Origin of the sequence: Microbacterium meiriae (genome assembly GCF_040686935.1) — a bacterium.
GTDB lineage: Bacteria > Actinomycetota > Actinomycetes > Actinomycetales > Microbacteriaceae > Microbacterium > Microbacterium meiriae.
In genome coordinates this window covers 983,043-999,309 of the sequence record NZ_JBFBMF010000001.1, presented here as the reverse complement: position 1 = coordinate 999,309, position 16,267 = coordinate 983,043, and the positions used below count along the sequence as shown (strand labels likewise).

Annotated in this window: 13 protein-coding genes; 4 read left to right on the top strand and 9 right to left on the bottom strand. The window is 69.6% G+C overall.

Annotated elements, in window-relative coordinates:
- Window positions 1-42: 42 nt before the first annotated feature.
- Entirely contained in the window at window positions 43-1,545 is a 1,503-nt protein-coding gene (locus AB0P08_RS04785) for a SulP family inorganic anion transporter (RefSeq protein ID WP_363588421.1), read from the bottom strand.
- A 140-nt stretch (window positions 1,546-1,685) separates the two neighbouring features.
- On the opposite strand from AB0P08_RS04785, the gene AB0P08_RS04780 reads away from it, so the two are divergent.
- On the top strand, window positions 1,686-2,198 hold the full coding sequence (locus AB0P08_RS04780) for a hypothetical protein (RefSeq protein WP_363588419.1): 513 nt from the start codon (window positions 1,686-1,688) through the stop codon (window positions 2,196-2,198).
- Window positions 2,199-2,202: 4 nt separating this feature from the next.
- On the opposite strand, the gene AB0P08_RS04775 is transcribed toward AB0P08_RS04780, so the two are convergent.
- The 5 genes from AB0P08_RS04775 to AB0P08_RS04755 form a co-directional block, all read right to left on the bottom strand.
- Complete coding sequence (locus AB0P08_RS04775) at window positions 2,203-3,081, bottom strand: metallophosphoesterase (RefSeq protein ID WP_363588417.1); 879 nt, start codon at window positions 3,079-3,081, stop codon at window positions 2,203-2,205.
- A gap of 42 nt (window positions 3,082-3,123) precedes the next feature.
- Window positions 3,124-4,146 (bottom strand): LacI family DNA-binding transcriptional regulator, encoded by a 1,023-nt coding sequence (locus AB0P08_RS04770; protein WP_363588415.1) that lies wholly within the window; start codon window positions 4,144-4,146, stop codon window positions 3,124-3,126.
- Complete coding sequence (locus AB0P08_RS04765) at window positions 4,143-5,852, bottom strand: ABC transporter permease (protein WP_522727298.1); 1,710 nt, start codon at window positions 5,850-5,852, stop codon at window positions 4,143-4,145. The genes AB0P08_RS04770 and AB0P08_RS04765 overlap by 4 nt, the downstream gene beginning before the upstream one ends.
- Before the next feature lie 151 nt (window positions 5,853-6,003).
- Window positions 6,004-7,023 carry an ABC transporter ATP-binding protein gene (locus AB0P08_RS04760; protein WP_363588411.1) on the bottom strand — a complete coding sequence of 340 codons (1,020 nt, stop codon included), beginning with the start codon at window positions 7,021-7,023 and terminating at the stop codon, window positions 6,004-6,006.
- Between the two features lie 38 nt (window positions 7,024-7,061).
- Window positions 7,062-8,144, bottom strand: coding sequence for an extracellular solute-binding protein (locus AB0P08_RS04755; RefSeq protein WP_363588409.1), 1,083 nt, complete (start codon window positions 8,142-8,144; stop codon window positions 7,062-7,064).
- Between the two features lie 216 nt (window positions 8,145-8,360).
- On the opposite strand from AB0P08_RS04755, the gene AB0P08_RS04750 reads away from it, so the two are divergent.
- Window positions 8,361-9,014, top strand: a complete 654-nt coding sequence (locus AB0P08_RS04750; protein ID WP_363588407.1) for a hypothetical protein — start codon at window positions 8,361-8,363, stop codon at window positions 9,012-9,014.
- 396 nt (window positions 9,015-9,410) lie between these two features.
- Complete coding sequence (locus tag AB0P08_RS04745) at window positions 9,411-10,754, top strand: HNH endonuclease signature motif containing protein (RefSeq protein WP_363588405.1); 1,344 nt, start codon at window positions 9,411-9,413, stop codon at window positions 10,752-10,754.
- Window positions 10,755-10,839: 85 nt separating this feature from the next.
- Here the strand turns inward: AB0P08_RS04745 and AB0P08_RS04740 are convergent, their stop codons facing one another.
- The 3 genes from AB0P08_RS04740 to AB0P08_RS04730 form a co-directional block, all read right to left on the bottom strand.
- On the bottom strand, window positions 10,840-12,441 hold the full coding sequence (locus AB0P08_RS04740) for a glycosyltransferase family 2 protein (protein ID WP_363588403.1): 1,602 nt from the start codon (window positions 12,439-12,441) through the stop codon (window positions 10,840-10,842).
- Window positions 12,442-12,570: 129 nt separating this feature from the next.
- Window positions 12,571-14,073, bottom strand: a complete 1,503-nt coding sequence (locus AB0P08_RS04735; RefSeq protein WP_363588401.1) for a DUF4127 family protein — start codon at window positions 14,071-14,073, stop codon at window positions 12,571-12,573.
- Between the two features lie 50 nt (window positions 14,074-14,123).
- Window positions 14,124-14,840: a GntR family transcriptional regulator gene (locus AB0P08_RS04730; RefSeq protein WP_363588399.1), complete on the bottom strand. Its 717-nt coding sequence runs from the start codon at window positions 14,838-14,840 to the stop codon at window positions 14,124-14,126.
- 127 nt (window positions 14,841-14,967) lie between these two features.
- On the opposite strand from AB0P08_RS04730, the gene AB0P08_RS04725 reads away from it, so the two are divergent.
- Window positions 14,968-16,257, top strand: a complete 1,290-nt coding sequence (locus tag AB0P08_RS04725; RefSeq protein WP_363588397.1) for an ABC transporter substrate-binding protein — start codon at window positions 14,968-14,970, stop codon at window positions 16,255-16,257.
- Window positions 16,258-16,267 lie beyond the last annotated feature (10 nt).

Here is a 16,267-nt window from a genome sequence, read left to right as displayed (position 1 = left end):
GTCTTTCGGCATGAGCGGGGCCAGTCGTGCCGATTTTCCCCGCTACTCAAACCCGCCGGTCAGCCGCCCGTGCATCGTCCCGCTCGAGTCATTCATCCCGACGATCTCCACCGTCTTCCCCAACGCCGCGTACTTCGTCTCAATCGCATCCAACGCCGCAACGGTCGACGCATCCCACACATGCGACCCGGACAGATCCACGACCACCCGCTCCGGATCCTCGGTGTACGAGAACAACGTCGTCAGGTCATTGCTCGACGCGAAGAACAGCTCCCCCTCCACGACGTACGTCACCACATCGCCTCCGGGCCCCAGAACCCGACGAACCGAAACGAAGTGCGCCACCCGCCGCACGAACAGCACGGACGCGACCAGCACCCCGCCGACAACCCCGACAGCCAGGTTGTGCGTCACCAAGACCAACGAAACGGTCGCGATCATGACGAACGTCTCGCTCTTCGGCATCCGCTTCAGCGTCGACGGCCGCACGCTGTGCCAGTCGAACGCCCCGATCGCGACCATGATCATCACGGCCACGAGCGCCGCCATCGGGATCGTCCCGACGAAGTCGCCGAACACGACCACCAGCAGGAACAGGAAGATCCCGGCGCAGAACGTCGAGATACGGGTCCGCGCGCCTGACGCCTTCACGTTGATCATGGTCTGACCGATCACCGCGCATCCGCCCATGCCGCCGAACATCCCGGACAGCACGTTCGCGACGCCCTGCCCCCATGACTCGCGCGTCTTGTTCGAGTGGGTGTCGGTGATCTCGTCGACGAGCTTCGCGGTGAGCAGCGACTCCATGAGCCCGACGAGCGCGACCCCGAGCGCGAACGGCGCGATGATCGTGAACGTCTCCCACGTCAGCGGAACGTTCGGGATGAACAGCGACGGCAGACTCCGCGGCAGCTCACCCTGATCGCCGACCGTCGGCACCGTGATCCCGAAGGTGAGCACGACGCCGGTCACGATGATCACCGACACCAGCGGCGCCGGCACGATCTTGGTGAGCTTCGGCATCACCAGCATCACGACGATCCCGAGCGCCACCAGCGGATACACCAGCCACGGCACGTCGATGAGCTGCGGGAACTGCGAGCTGAACACGAAGATCGCGAGCGCGTTCACGAACCCGACCATCACGCTGCGGGGGATGAATCGCATGAGCTTCGCGACGCCGAGCACTCCGAGGACCACCTGGAAGATCCCGGCGAGGATGACCGTCGCGATGAAGTAGTCGAGCCCGTACGTCGGCGCGACGGGAGCGATCACGAGCGCCACGGCTCCGGTCGCCGCCGTCACCATCGCCGGTCGGCCGCCGAGGAACGCGATCGATACCGCCATGATGAACGACGAGAACAGCCCGACCTTCGGGTCCACGCCGGCGATCACCGAGAACGCGATCGCTTCCGGGATGAGCGCGAGGCCGACGACGAGCCCGGCCAGTACCTCCCGCGTCAGCAGCCGCGGGTTCTTCAGCGCATCGAGCACCGAGGGGTGGGCGCGATAGCGGGCGCGGTCGTCGACCGTCGTTGCAGTCATGGAGCTCCAGGGGAAGGCGCCTCAGAGAGGAGGTAGACGTTCCAGCCTAGGACTGATGCGCAAGTCGCCCACCCCGCACCCCTTCCGCCCACCCCTCACATCCGCCAGGATGAACGCGACCGCCCCGAAAGGAGCCCCGCATGCCGTCGCTCGCCCCCTCCGCCTCCCCGGACACGGCATCCGCCGCACTCCCCGGGGCCGTGGTCATCGCCGCGATCCGCCGCGTCCTCCTCTGGTCGCTGATCGCCGCCTTCCTCTACCCCGTGTTCATGACCGCGAGCAAAGGCATCTGCCCCGGCGGCGTCGACGCGAACGGCGGGTTCATCGACTCCGCGGGCCAGCCGGTGGACGAGGCTCCGCAGTGCATCCAGCTGACGCTCGCGCCGAGCCCCCTCGTCTACGTCGCCATCGCCGTCATCGTGCTGCTCGCGCTCGGTCGCGTGATGAAGGCGACCGAGGAGTGCGCGGCGCTGCGCACCCTGGAGTGGGCGCAGTACGGCGTCGGGCTGTTCGTCGTGGTCGCGATCGTCGTCTCGCACGTGTGGTTCGCGCTGATCCCGATCGAGCAGTTCACCGGCGACTCCTGGAGCGTGTTCAGCCCGTTCCCGTTCGGCTCGATCGACGTCGAGGTGACGCCGATGACGACCTCGTGACGGCTTAGTCGCGCCAGTCGATCCCGACGCCGGCGATCCGTCGTCCGGCCTCGTCGGCGGCGACCGGCTCTCCGACGTCCGCGCCGCGTTCGAGCGACACGGCGGAGTGCACGATGGTGTCGGCGTACACGTGCACGAGGTTGTAGCCCTGCGCGGCGTCCTGTCCGCGGGTGGCGCCGACGGGCTGCGCGAGGTCCTGTCCGTACGCGCTCGACGAGGCGACGGCCACGGGGATCCCGGCGAAGGTGCCGAACGACGGGTGGTGCACGTGCCCCGACAGGATGCCCCGCACGTCCGACCCCCGCAGCACCGCGGCCAGCGCGTCCTGATCCCGCAGCTCGACCGTCACGGCGAGGTCGAGCACTGTGGGCAGGGGCGGATGGTGGATGAGCAGCAGCGTGCCCTGCGGTGCCGCCGTCGACAGCTCTCCCTCCAGCCGATCCAGCTGCGACGACGGCACCTCCCCCCAATGCGCGCCGGGCACCGTCGAATCGACGACGATGACGCGCATCCCCCCGAACCACCGCACCTCGACGATCGGCTCGTCACCCGCCCCCGCGAGTCCGAGCTCCGATCGCATGGCACGGCGGTCGTCATGGTTGCCGGCCGCCCACACGACCTCGCAGCCGAGCGCCTCGGCGGCAGGCGCCACGAGCTCGTGCAGGCGCTTGTAGGCGGCGGCATCGCCCCGGTCCGTCAGGTCTCCCGTGAACAGCAGCGCGTCGGGACGGAGCCCCGAGGAGACGAGCCGGTCGAGCATCTCCGCCAGGTTCGCGTCGGCGTCGGCCCCGCTGCCGTACAGCGGCGACCGTTCACCGGGCAGGTGCGTGTCGGAGATGTGCACGAAGGTGTGCGACGGGCGAGGGTGTTCGGTGAGGATCATGTCTCTTCCTGGTCGGCGGACGGAGGCAGGTCGGGGCAGATGTCAGACGGCGGCGGCCGTGGAGCCGGGGACGAGCGTTCCCGTGAACGAGCGGCGCACGAGCGTCTCCGGCTCGTCTGCGGTGAGCAGCTGCTGCATGGTCTCGACGGCGGCCGCGGCCACCGCCTCCACGGGGATCCGCAGGGTGGCGAGCCCGAGCAGATCGGCGCCGGGCAGGATGCCGTCGCACCCGGTCACGCTCACGTCCTCCGGCACGCGGAGACCGGCTGCGCGGGCGGCGCGCATGACGGCGAGCTGCCGGTAGTCCGAGGCGCACATGACGGCGGTCGCCCCGGCGCGCACGGCGGCGAGGGCTTCATCGACGCCGTCGTCGGGACGCGCGCCGGCGGAGATCATCGTCACGGCGACGCCCGCCGTGGTCAGGACCTCCTGCATCGCGAGCGCGCGCAGGTGCTCGGGGTACGACGCGTCGGGGCTTCCGGCGAGCACGACGACGCTCCGATGCCCGAGCGCGACGATGTGCTCCGCGAGCAGACGTCCGTGGCCCTCGTCGTCGTAGTGGGCGGTGTGGATGCGGCCCGCTGACTCCACGCGCCCGGCACGGAGGATCGGCACCTGGTCGGCGAACGGCTCGAGCTGCGCTGCGGAGATGCCGCCGGTGGCGACGATGAGTCCCGCGACCCGCATGCCGAGCAGCCGGTGCAGCGCATTCACCTGCTTGGCGCCCTGCTCGTCGGCGCCGATCGTGACGGTCACGAGGTCGAGGCCGCGCTGATGCGCCTCCTCCTGCAACCGGGAGAAGAGGAGGCCGTACGCGGGGTTGCTCGCGTCGCGCAGCATGAGGCCGACGGTGCCGGTGCGTCCGGCGGCGAGCTCAGCGGCCATCGTGTTGCGCACGTATCCGAGCCGCTCGGCGGCTTCCAGGATGCGCTCCTGCGTCTCCGGCGCGAACCGGCCCTCGCCCTTCAGCGCCCTGGTCGCCGTCGCGCGGGACACTCCGGCCGCCGCGGCGACGTCGCTGATCGTGACCCGCAGGGCGGGCGTCCCGGCATCCGCCCCGCTCATGCGCGCTGCTTCCGTCGGCGGGGCGCTCCGGCGCGTGAACCTCGTCCATACACGAGATACATGGTGACACCCATGATGATCATGAGCAGCACGGTGTAGACGAACGTGATGGGCATCGCGTCGAGGTTGTTCTCCCCGCGCGTGCTCTCCTGGATCGCGACGCCGAGCGGCTTGTACAGCGGGTGGTAGAGGAAGATCGCGGCGTCGTAGTCGTCGAGCAGGCTGTTGAAGTTCAGCGCCGTGATCGCGGCAGCGGTCGGCAGCACGAGCGGGATGAGCACGCGCCGGAACGTGGTCAGCGAGCGGGCGCCGAGGATGCGCGAGGCGTCTTCCAGGGAGTCCGGCACGGACGCGAAGCCCGCCTTGAGCAGCCGCAGCGTGAACGGGATCTTCACGCAGATGTACGCGACGAGCAGCAGCACCGGCGTCCCCGTTAGCACGATGTTGCCGACGAGCGGCTGCGGGGCGTCGAACGCCATCACGAAGGCCAGCGCGATCAGCACGATCGGCAGGATCCACGGGATGTGCAGCACGTATTCGATGGCCGTGGTGAGCAGGTTGCGGTGCTTCTGCATCATCCGCGCGACGAACAGCAGCCCGCCCACCACGATGACCGCGGCGAGGGCGCTGTAGACGACGCTCACGATGAACGGCCGGAGGGCCGCCGCGCTGGAGAACACGGTGATGTAGTTGTCGAGCGTGAAGCTGTCGAGCGTGATGGATCCGGCGAGGATGCTCCGCGCGTCGACGAACGAGAAGATCACGATGAGCACGACCGGGATGAGGTAGATCACCCAGAGCAGGTAGGCGACCACGTGCACGACGGCATTCGCGAACGGGTTGCGGATCCGCTGCTTCTGGATCGGCGTCGCCACCTTCGCCACCGAGAAGTACACACCGGACTTCTCGGCGCGGTTCATGATCGCGAGCAGGATGATCGTCGCGACACCGAGCACGATCGCCAGCAGGGCCGCGATGTCACGGGTGATCGGACTCCGCGACAGGTCGATGATGAGGGGCGCGACGGTCTGGAAGTCCGGCCCGCCGAGCACGAGCGGCGCGGTGAGGGCCCCGAGGCCGATGAGGAACGTCAGCACCGTGACGGCGAAGAGCATCGGCTTCATGACCGGCAGCACGATGCGCCGCAGGATCGTCCACGTCGAGGCGCCCATGAGCTTCGCGGCCTCGATCGACGCGTAGTCCACCTTGCCGAGCGACGAGGACAGGAACAGCATGTGGTTCGTCGTCGTCGCGAACGTCATCACGAACACGACCGCGAAGTAGCCGGAGAACCAGTCCCGGTTCATGTCCGGCCAGATGTTCACCATCAGATTCGTGATGAAGCCGAACTTGCCGTAAATGAAGTTGTAGCCGGCCGCGAGCACGATGCCGCCGTAGATCAGGGTGGTCGCGTAGCCGAGCCAGAGGAGCTTGGCGCCGCGCACCTGGAAGTACTGCGTCACCAGCACGATGAACACCCCGACGACGTTCACCGTGACCGACAGCGTGATCGCGAGGAGGAAGCTGTTGCCGAGCGTCTTCAGTGCGCGCTCGCTGCCGAGCAGCTTCTCGATGGCACGGATGCTGAACTGGCCGTCCGGGAAGAAGGTCGCGGCGAGCAGCTCGGCGTTCGGCAGCACGAGGAAGGCGGCGGCGAACCAGATCACGACGATGCCGGTCACCCAGGCCAGCGGTGAGCGGAGCATCGCGCGCACGCTGCCGGGCCGTCCGCGGCGGAGGCGGGGCTTCGTCGCGGTGCCCGCCTCGGCGGCCTCGGTCGTCAGGGCGCCGGGGGCATCGGTCATGGCCGCGGACGGCGGCGGCACCGGGCGGGAGTCGTTCTGCGGAGTGCTCATGTCACGCCGCCGGGTACTGCAGAATCCACCGCGGGTCGACGTCGATGCGCACGGCGTCGCCGACGTCCCACCGGTGCGCGCTCGCCGCGGCCGGCACGCTCACCCGGAGCGTCGCATCGGCCGCCGACACCGTGTAGACGCTGTGGCTGCCGTGGTACGTGCGCTCGGCGACGGTGCCGTCGAGCGACGCCGTGCCGCCGGCGGTGGCCTCGGACGGCGACGCCAGGTGCAGCTTCTCCGGCCGCACGTAGCTCTCGGCCGTGGCATCGAGGCCGGCGCCGATCGAGATGAGCTGCGCGGGTGTGAGGCGGTTGTTCTCGCCGATGAACCGGCAGACGAACGGCGTCGCGCTGCGGTCGTAGATCTCCTCCGGCGTGCCCACCTGCTGCAGGGTCCCGGCGTCGAGCACGGCGATCCGGTCGCTGAGGGTGAGCGCCTCCTCCTGGTCGTGCGTGACGTAGACGGTGGTCACGCCGACCTCGTGCTGCAGCTCCTTGAGCTGTTCGCGCAGTTGCACGCGGAGCTTGGCGTCGAGGTTCGACAGCGGCTCGTCGAGCAGCAGGATGCTGGGGGTGAGCGCGAGCGCCCGGGCGATGGCGACGCGCTGCTGCTGGCCGCCGGACAGTTCCGCCACGTTCTTCTCGAGCTGCGACGCGGCGAGCCCGGTGCGGTCGGCGACCTCGTCCACGCGCCGCCGCTGCTCGGCCTTCGACACCTTCTGCACCGAGAGGCCGAACGCGATGTTCTCCCGCACGTTCATGCTCGGGAACAGGGCGTAGTTCTGGAACACCATGCCCACGCCGCGCTTCTCGCTCGGCACCCGGGTCACGTCGCGGCCGGCGATGTGGATGCGGCCGCCGGTGGGCTCGATGAACCCCGCGAGCGTGCGCAGGGCGGTGGTCTTGCCGCATCCGGACGGACCCAGGAGGGTGAAGAACTCACCCTCCTGGATCTCCAGATCGAGGTGCGAGACCGCACGGTGGTCGCCGAACACGACCTCGACGTCGTCGAAACGGATCATCGTCTTCTCTCTCTGCCGGAGCGGCGGGACGGCTCGGCTCAGCCGATGTACTCGAGCGTGACCTTCTCGACCCAGGCGCCGAGGTTCTCGCTCACGAAGCCGAAGTCGATGTCCTGACGGTCGAGCGTGCCCATGAGCTCGACGACCTCGGGGTTGGCCTTCTCGACCGCGCCCTCGTTCACCGGCATGGCATTGAACTCCGCGGCGAACTCGCCCTGGACCTCGGCGCTGCCGAACCAGTCGATGAACTCCTGCGCCTTCTCCTCGTTGTCCGAGCCGTTGATCTGCGCGATCTGCTCGGTCACGTAGGGGACGCCGTACTCCGGGACGATCATGCCGGTGGCGGTGCTGTATTCCTCGTCGCGGGACGCGATCCCGCTCGACGGCAGCACGCCGTAGTCCACCTCGTCGCGGGTGATGCGGGCGTAGAGGTCGGTGCCCTCCACGGCGGGGGAGCCGTTGGCGTAGTACGACTTCACCAGGTCCCAGCCCTCGTCGCTCACGCCGAGGTCGCCGTCCTCGTCGAGGTGACGGGTGAGCATGCTGGCGAGCACGAGCTGCGGGGTGGCCTGGCCGAGCGCGGGGTTGACCTCGTAACGGCCGGCGAACTCCTCGTCGGTGTACAGGTCGTCCGGGTCCGCCGGAGCGTCGCTGATGCGGTTCTCGTCGTAGACCGTGACGATCGCCTGCTCCACGAGCGGCCAGAACGCGCCGTCCTTCGGGTCGCCGGCGTCCGCGGGGACCTCGCCGCTCCAGCTCGGTTCGTAGGCCATGATGGCTTCCTCGGTCTTGAGCTGCTCGAAGAACATGTTGTTCAGGCCGAAGACCACGTCGCCGACCGGGTTGTTCTTCTCCGCGATGATGCGGTTCGTCAGGTCGGCACCGCCCAGGCCCACGATCTCGATGTCGATGCCCGCGTCCGCCGCCTTCTCGGTGATCCACTCACCGCGGCCGTCGCTGTTCGAGTTCGTGTAGACGATGAGGGTGTCGCCGGAGCCGCCGTCGCTGCCGCCGCCGTCGCCCGCGTCTCCGTCGCCGCCCGCCGTGCATCCGGTGAGCGCGATCGCCGCCGCGGCCGTCAATCCGATGAGCGCCCAGCGCCTCTGCTGCCTGTCGGCCATGTTCGTCCCTTTCTCGCCTTCGAGGTGTGTCGATGCGACACTACCGGTTCTTGTGGTGAAGGCACAAAGATTGTCTGGTTTCGTGAGCGCGGTCGCGCGTCCGCACTCAAGGTAAGCGCGCGGCGTGAACGCGAGGATGCGACGAGGTGAACGAGTGGGATTCGTGAATGTCATCCATCGGTTGACGCGCACGAGTCGGATCCATAGGCTCGCTTCGTGAACGGATCATCGACCAGCGGCTTGTCGCTTGCCGACCTCGCCTCCCTCGTCGACGCTGGCGGACGAGAAGCGCCGTCTCGCTCGGACGACGAGGTCCTGATGATCCGTCAGGCCGACGAGTTGGTCCGGCGTTCGCGTGAGCGATTGCAGGAGTCGGTCTCCACCGCGCGCTCGCATGGCGTCTCGTGGCAAGAGATCGGCGCCACGCTCGGCGTGAGCCGACAAGCAGCGTTCAAGCGATTCGGCACCAAGGGTGAGGCAGGGATGATGGCAGCGCCGGTGACAGACCTCTCGGATCGCACGAGCGCGGTATTCGCACACCTGGATGCCGGCGACTACGAGGCGGTGCGAGCGCACATGACGTACGCCTGCGGTCGCGCGCTGACCAAGCGCAAACTGATGAGCGTGTGGGACCAGATCCGGAGTGACACCGGCCGCCTCGAAGCCTGCGTCGATTCGACGGTACAGACGGCGGACGGCAGTACGCCGCTGAGCACGCTCGCCAACCGGCACCTGAGTAACGGAGCGATCGTGCAGGTGACCCTGCACCACGAGGCCGGAGAGTGGATCGGCCGCGTTGCCTACAACGGCTTCGGCAAGATCACGGGCATCCTCATCGCCCCACCGGGGTCTCGCGACCTGCCGTTCTAGACTCGTTCCACCCGGGCGTCTCGCCCTCCAGACAGGACGGGTTGCTGTGATTCGATCCCGCCGCCGCTGTCCTGCTCGGGACGTGTGGTGCTCGTCGCGTGCTGATGCGCACGCGCGATCACGGACCGATCGACACGGCCCGTGATCTTTCCCGCCGCGTCTGCATCGGCGAGGATGCGCCCCGTCGACCTCGCCGAATCGGCGTCCGTTCGCCTCGCGATCCATAGGGGAGACGCCCAAGAGGAGCCGTCGCCTGTGCGCGGGGCGCGAAGGCGCCGTCGCGACTGCCGCCCTGGCTCGGTTTCGGGAGCGCAGGGGCGGGCAGACCGCGGCAGAATGCCGGCATGCAATCGAACATAACTTCGAAAGTCGAGGCATGCCGAGATAGAATGAAGCATGTCGAAAACGTCCGGACTCGTCGAGGCGATGGATCGCCTCGACGAGGCGTGGGGCGACGCGGACGATGTCGTCGAGCTCTCCCGCGTGCAGCTCGTCGAGGTGGCCGACGCGATCGGACTTCTGCAGCGCCGGCTCGATGCGATCCACGTCGAGGTGGCCGCCGGCATCGCTCGGGAGTCGCGCGCGGAGCTCGGGGCCGACAGCTTGGCGAAGCAACGCGGGTACCGCACGGCGGCCAAGCTCATCGCCGCGACGACGGGCATCTCGACGGGAGAGGCGCAGCGCCTGGTGAAGGTCGGAGAAGCGACCGCGCCGCGGAGCGATCTGCTCGGCGCGCCGCTGCCCGCGCGGTATCCGCTCCTCCGGGAAGCACTCGCGTCGGGTGTGCTCGGAGCGCCGGCGATCGGTCTCCTCGTCCCTCTCCTCGATCGCTGTCGCGTGGCCGCCGGTGTGGAGCGCATCGCCGAGGCGGAACGCGTGCTGACCGCCGCAGCCGAAGGGCTCGAGCTCGATGCGGTGCGCAAGCTCGTCCTCCGCGCCGAAGCGTGGCTCGACCCCGACGGCGTAGCGCCGCGGGCGGAGGAACAGCGCGGTCGGCGCGGACTGCGCATCTTCGAACGTGACGGCATGGTGCACCTGCACGCGCAGCTTGATGCCGAGTCCGCTGCGCCGGTCGTCACCGCGATCCGCGGGCACGTGTCTGCCGTGTTCGCCGCCCGCCTCGAAGCCCCCGATGCGGAGTCGCCCGACGCGGATCGGCGCTCCGTCGCGATGATCCAGGCCGATGCGCTGTCCCTCTTCTGCGCGCACGCGCTCGGGTGCGAGGGCGATCGGGTGCCGCTCGCCGGGGCGACGGTGATCGTTCGGGTATCGCTGGACGATCTGCAGGCGGGAACCGGGGCGGCGACGGTCGACGGGCTCGACCAGGTGATCGACATCGGTGCCGCGCGGCGGATGGCGGCCAGCGGGGGCGTCATCCCCTGTGTCCTCGGCGGTGCGAGCGAGGTTCTGGATTGGGGCCGCGAGAAGCGCCTCTTCACCCGAGCCCAACGGCTGGCCCTCGCCGAGCGGGATGGCGGGTGCGCAATGTGCGGGCTCCCGCCGGGGATGACGAAGGCTCACCATCTCCGCTGGTGGCAGCGAGATCGAGGTCCGACCGATCTCTCGAACGGGATCCTGCTCTGCGAGACCTGCCACCACCGTATCCACGACAACGGGTGGGAGATCGTGATCGAGGGTTCCGGCGTGACCGGCCGACCGTGGTTCCTTCCGCCGCGGTGGGTCGACCCGCAGCGCACTCCACGGCTGGGCGGACGGGCGCGCTTCGATGTCGCAGCGTGAGTGGGCCGCGCCTGCTCGCGGTGGTGGGTGTCGGGGTCACGGCTGGTCGGCGCCCGAAGGGAGGGGGCGCGCGACGCTCGATCTGTCAGCGGCGAAGTCGGGAGCGGACGCGGCGGGCGGCTCGTGCGAGGGCGTCGCGCCAGGCGCCGCCCGGCCACTCGCGGCGCAGCCGCAGGCTGCCGTCCTCGTTCCGTACGAGCTCGACCCGACGGCCCGCGAGAAGCGGGGACCTGCCGAGGTGTGCCGTCACGTCGGGCGCCGCTGTCAGCGGGGCGGTGAACATCCACCCGGCGTAGCGGACGGCCACGGTGAGGTCGGCTTCGCGAGCGCCGTCCTCACGGAACGCCTTCATCGGGTCCAGGGCGATCGGCACCGCGTCGAGGCGCTTCGGGCGTCGGCCGCCGATCTTGCGCTCCGAGCCTGCCGTCGACTCCGGCGCCTGTCCGGGGGTCGGCGTATCCCGCGCGACGAGGTCGACGCGGTCAGCGCGACGCTCCTTGCGGGCGTTGAGCACCCCGGAGGGAAGGTCTTCGGTCGCCGACGGGGGCAGGGAGACCAGCCGGTCGGCGGAACCGACGGTCTCGAACACGAACGCCTCCTCGCCGTCCCGGAGCAGACGGACGCGCACGGTCAGCTGCAACCCGCCGCGCGACCAGCGCGCCGCGGTCACGGTGGCCGTGCAGGTCGTGTCCGCCTCGAACGCGGCGAAGGCGAGCAGGTCATCCCGGCGGTCGGCGCGCAGCAGAGCCGCCCGGATGCGCTGCGGGAACGACAGCCCCGCATCCACGCCGGGGCCGAATCGACGCTGCGCGAGCGGCACCACCACGTCCAGCAGGCGGTCGCGGTACTCCGTCGGGTACTTCACCATCCGTCGTCCGGCGATCCGGTTGAGGATCTTGCCGCGGAACCAGTGCCGCAGCAGCCGGTCGCGCACCTTCCCGGGCTCCGTGTTCGCCTCGACGACATCGAGCACGGTCTCCAGGTGCGGGAAGTACGACTCGGGGTCGATGCGCGACGAGCTCGCACTCCCCGGCTCCTTCACCCACGCGTAGCAGGGCTCGCTGGCGAGCACCGAGATCGTGTCGGCGGCGAAGTACGCCTGCATCACGAACAGGTGGTCCTCGAGTCGCACCTTGCCATCCGGGAAGCGGATGCCGTGCTCGCGGAGGAACGCCGTCCGGAACATCTTGTGCGGCGTCAGCATCTCCAGGATCGGGTCCTCGCCGAGCACCGCGTGCGGGATGTCGCGCTGGAAGATCTTGGCGGGCAGCTTCCGTCCGATGCCCACCTCCTTGCCGACCACGACGTCCGACCCGTGCTCATCGGCGTAGTCGCACAGCCGCTCGAGTGCGCGCGGGTACAGCCAGTCGTCCTGGTCGACGAACTGCACGTACGTCCCTCTGGCCTCCTCGACGCCGCGGTTGCGCGGAGTGCCGGGCCAGCCGGAGTGCGGCAGCGACAGCACCCGTACATGAGGGCGATCCTTCGCGATGCTCTCCAGCCGCGCGGCCGTCTCCTCCCCGGAGCCGTCGTCGCAGAGCAGGACCTCGAAGGCCTCCCGATCCAGCGTCTGGGCGTCGAGCGAGGCGATGAGGTCGTCGAACGACGCCTTCGGCCGGAACACCGGCACCACCACACTCACCCGCACTCGGCTGCCCGCCGCCTCGTGCCCGGTCGTACTGCTCATGGACGCCGTCCCCCCTGTGGTCGTACCCGGCTCGAATCTCCCCCGCCGGAGGTTCCAGCCAACCATCCCTTCCTGTGGAGCGCGCCAGGCTCGCGGCGGTCGCGGGTGTATGCCGGCGCCGCGGAGGAGTCAGCGCAGGGTGAGACCGATCTCGAAGGAGCGCCGCCAGGGGAGGGTCAGCTCCTCGATCCGCACGTCGTCGGCGGGCAGCATCGACTCCAGCAAGCCCGTCAGCTCGGTGCGGATGACGCGCTCCGCCGTCGCGACCTGCGCGTCGTCGGCCATCGGATAGATGTCAGGGAAGAGGGACGGCCCCGCATCCGTGCGCACCACGGCCTGGTAGGCGAAATCGTCGAGCAGCCGGGTCAGCAGGGCGATCCGCGCGGCGCGGTCGTCGAAGGAGCCCGAGGCCCGACCGACGACGCCGGCGGCGGCCACCGCGACGACGCTGCCGAGCGTGTTCCCGGCGGTGTTCCACCCGCCGAAAGCCTCCAGGCGGCCGAGCAGTCCGGCCTCGGCGAGCGCGCGCACGAGCGCCTCGTCCGCGCCGTTCGGGTAGCGCACGTCGGCCAGGGCCACGTGCTCACCGGCGTCCAGACGCTCCCGCACGAGAGCGACCGTCCCCGCGACGGCGTCCGCATCGACGACCTCGGGCCGCCCGCGGAACATGTCGTGCCGGTCGGGGTCGGGGGCGTGCAGCACGAGGGTGACGTCGCCTCCGGTGGCGACCTCCTCGGCGCCGGCCGCGCGGATCTGCCGGCTCGCCGACGCTGCGAGCGACATGTTCTCGTACGGCGGGACGCGCTCCATGCCGTCGGCGTCCGCGCACGCCACCGAGAACGAGGCGGTCACCCCGGCGTTCGCCGCCAGGGCCCGGGCGACGAGCGCCGCGCCCACCTCGTCGGCGCCGGGGTACATCAGCACGCGACGGCCCGACGGCAGCATCCGCATCCAGTGCCGGAGCCACACCTGCTCTGCGCTGCCCGCCGCGAAGGGGGCGGTGTCGTCGGCGGTGATCGCCAGGAAGTCGAGGGTCTCGTCCTCCATGAGTCCCAGCGTGGAGAGGTTCACGATGTGGTTGCGCAGCCGTCGAGACGAGTAGTCGGAGACGACCTCGGCGGGCACCGGAGTCAGGTCGTCCAGCGGCAGCACCTCGGTCTCGCCGAGCAGTCGGTGCGCGTCGCCGCCGAGTGCGTGGATCTCCTTGCCGTGCTCCGTCCAGTAGGTCGGCTCCTCGGCGGCGGAGTAGGAGTTGCTCGCGCGGGTCACCAGCGACACCGCCGAGATGGGCAGATCGGGCCGCAGCCGCCGCACCTCGCGCAGCACGTCGAGGCGCGCCAGCACGTCGCGGGTGGTGTCGTCGCTCGTGCGGCTCGCGATCAGCCCGCCGTAGAGGAGCATGTCCACCGAGACGACCAGGTGCACCGTCGCGGGGTCGGCCGCCCGCTCCCGCAGCCACCCGCCCAACGCGTCGGCGTCGCCCGCGGTCCGGTACGAGGGGAGGATCTCGGCGGGCGGGACGTCGAGGGTCACTCCGGCGACGGCCGCGACGTCACCCGGGAGCTTGACGTTCACCGGCCGATCGTCGAGGGGGAGCAGCGCGATGCGCGGGCGGAGGGTCGGGTCGGACACGGGGAGCCTTTCGTCGGTGAAGGGGATCGCAGGTCGGGAGTCGTCGGGGATCAGGGGCGGGCGATGGAGACGAGGTACGAGTAGCGGTCACCGCGGTACACCGACTCGGCGTACTCGATCGGGCGGCTGCGGGCGTCATAGGTCGTGCGCTTCACGAGGAAGGCGGGGGAGAACGGCGGCGTCTGCAGCGCGGCGGCCTGCTCCTCGTCGAGCACGACCGCGTGGATCTCCTGGTCGGCGCGCACGGCGGTGATGCCGAACCGGGTGCGCAGGTCGTCGTAGAGCGAGTCGCCCACGATGCCGTCCTCCAGGCCCGGCACGGCGTCGGCCGCGATCGAGCACACCTCCAGGCAGATCGGGATGTCGTCGGCGGTCCGGACGCGGCGGATCCGCACGACGGGGGACTGCGGGCTGAGGTTCAGGGCGTACCCTGCGGTCTGCCCGGCTGCCGCGGTGCCGACGTCGACGGAGAGGGAGCCCGGTCGCATGTTCCGGGCGAGCATGTCCTCCGAGAACGAGGTCAGCTCGAAGGCCTTGCTGATCCGCGAGGCGCTCACGAACGTGCCCGCCCCCTGCAGTCGATACACCAGTCCGTCCCGTTCGAGCTCGTCGAGGGCGCGACGCACGGTCTGCCGGTTCACCTCGAGCGACTCCGCGAGCTCGCGCTCCGTGGGCAGCTTCTCGTGGGGTGCGAGCCCCTCGTCGATGACCTTCTCCAGATGCCGCCGCACGCGTTCGTGCTTCGTGACGCCCTCGATCGCCGACATGATTCCCCCTCGTTTGGACTAACCCAATCTTGACGATCACCCCGGTTTGTGTCAATGTCTCCTCTCAGCGGTTCTTAATTGGTCTATTCCAATCCTTTGCACGGTCAACGATGAGCGGAGAATCCCCATGCACGTGAAGCACAACATGCGCCGACGCGTCCTGGTCGCCGGGGCGGTGGGCACGGCGACGATCGTCGCCCTGAGCGGCTGCGCCGGCGGCGGCGGTGACGCGGACGGCCCCACCGAGATCACGTTCTCGTACCTGTGGGGAGGGGAGGAGGCGAAGGCGCTGGAGGCGATCATCGCCGACTTCAACGCCAGCCAGGATGACATCGTCGTCAAGGGCGTCTCCAGCCCCGACACCCAGAAGCAGCTCACGTCGATGTCGTCGTCGAACGGCTCCTTCGACATCTCCGACAACTTCGGCAACACCGTCGGGGCCTGGGCCTCGAAGGGCATCCTCGCGCCGCTCGACGACGCGATCGCCGCCGAGGACATCGACGTCGACGACTTCGTCCCGAGCGCCATGGAGCAGATGACGTACGACGACAAGATCTACTCGCTGCCGATCGCGATCCACAGCTTCCAGCTCCTCTACAACCCGCAGCTGCTGGAGGAGGCCGGGGTCACCCCGCCGACGACGATGGACGAGCTCGCCGCCGCCATCCCGAAGCTCACCAAGAAGGACGCCTCGGGCAAGATCACGCAGCTCGGTCTCGGCTCGGCGAACGACAGCACCACCCTCACGACCCTCGGCTACGCGTTCGGCGGCAGCTGGGACGGCGAGGACGGCCCGACCCCCGCGGAAGACGGCAACCTCGAGGCCCTGCAGTGGTATCAGGACAACGTGATCGAGCCGGTCGGCGCCGATGCCATGGCCACGTTCGTGTCCGGACAGGGCGAGTACCTCTCTGCACAGGACCCGTTCTTCAGCGGCCAGGTCGCCATGATCATCGACGGCGAGTGGCGGTCGGCCAGCGCCGCCAAGATCGCCCCCGACTTCGAGTGGGGCGTGACCGCGATCCCCGCCGCCTCGCCGGACCTGGAGAACAGCACGCAGGTCACCGCGAGCACCCTGTTCATCCCCGCGAACTCGAAGCACAAGGAGGAGGCGGCCACCTTCCTCGCCTACCTCGTCAGCGACGAGCCCATGGAGAAGTTCGCCGTCGCCCTCGGCAACCTCCCGGGCCGCTCCTCCCTCGCCGGCAGCGCCGCGTTCGACGAGCTGCAGGACTTCGGCGTCTGGGCGGAGGCCGCGTCCTCCCCGAACGCGAAGTCCCTGGCGAGCCGTCCGTACAGCGCCGAGTACGCGACCGACCTCGCGACCGCGTTCGACGAGGTCGTGCGGCTGACCGCCACCCCGGAGGAGGCGATCGCGACCGTCGAGGAGCGCATGGCCTCCTACACCTCGAAGTGAGCCGGTCCTC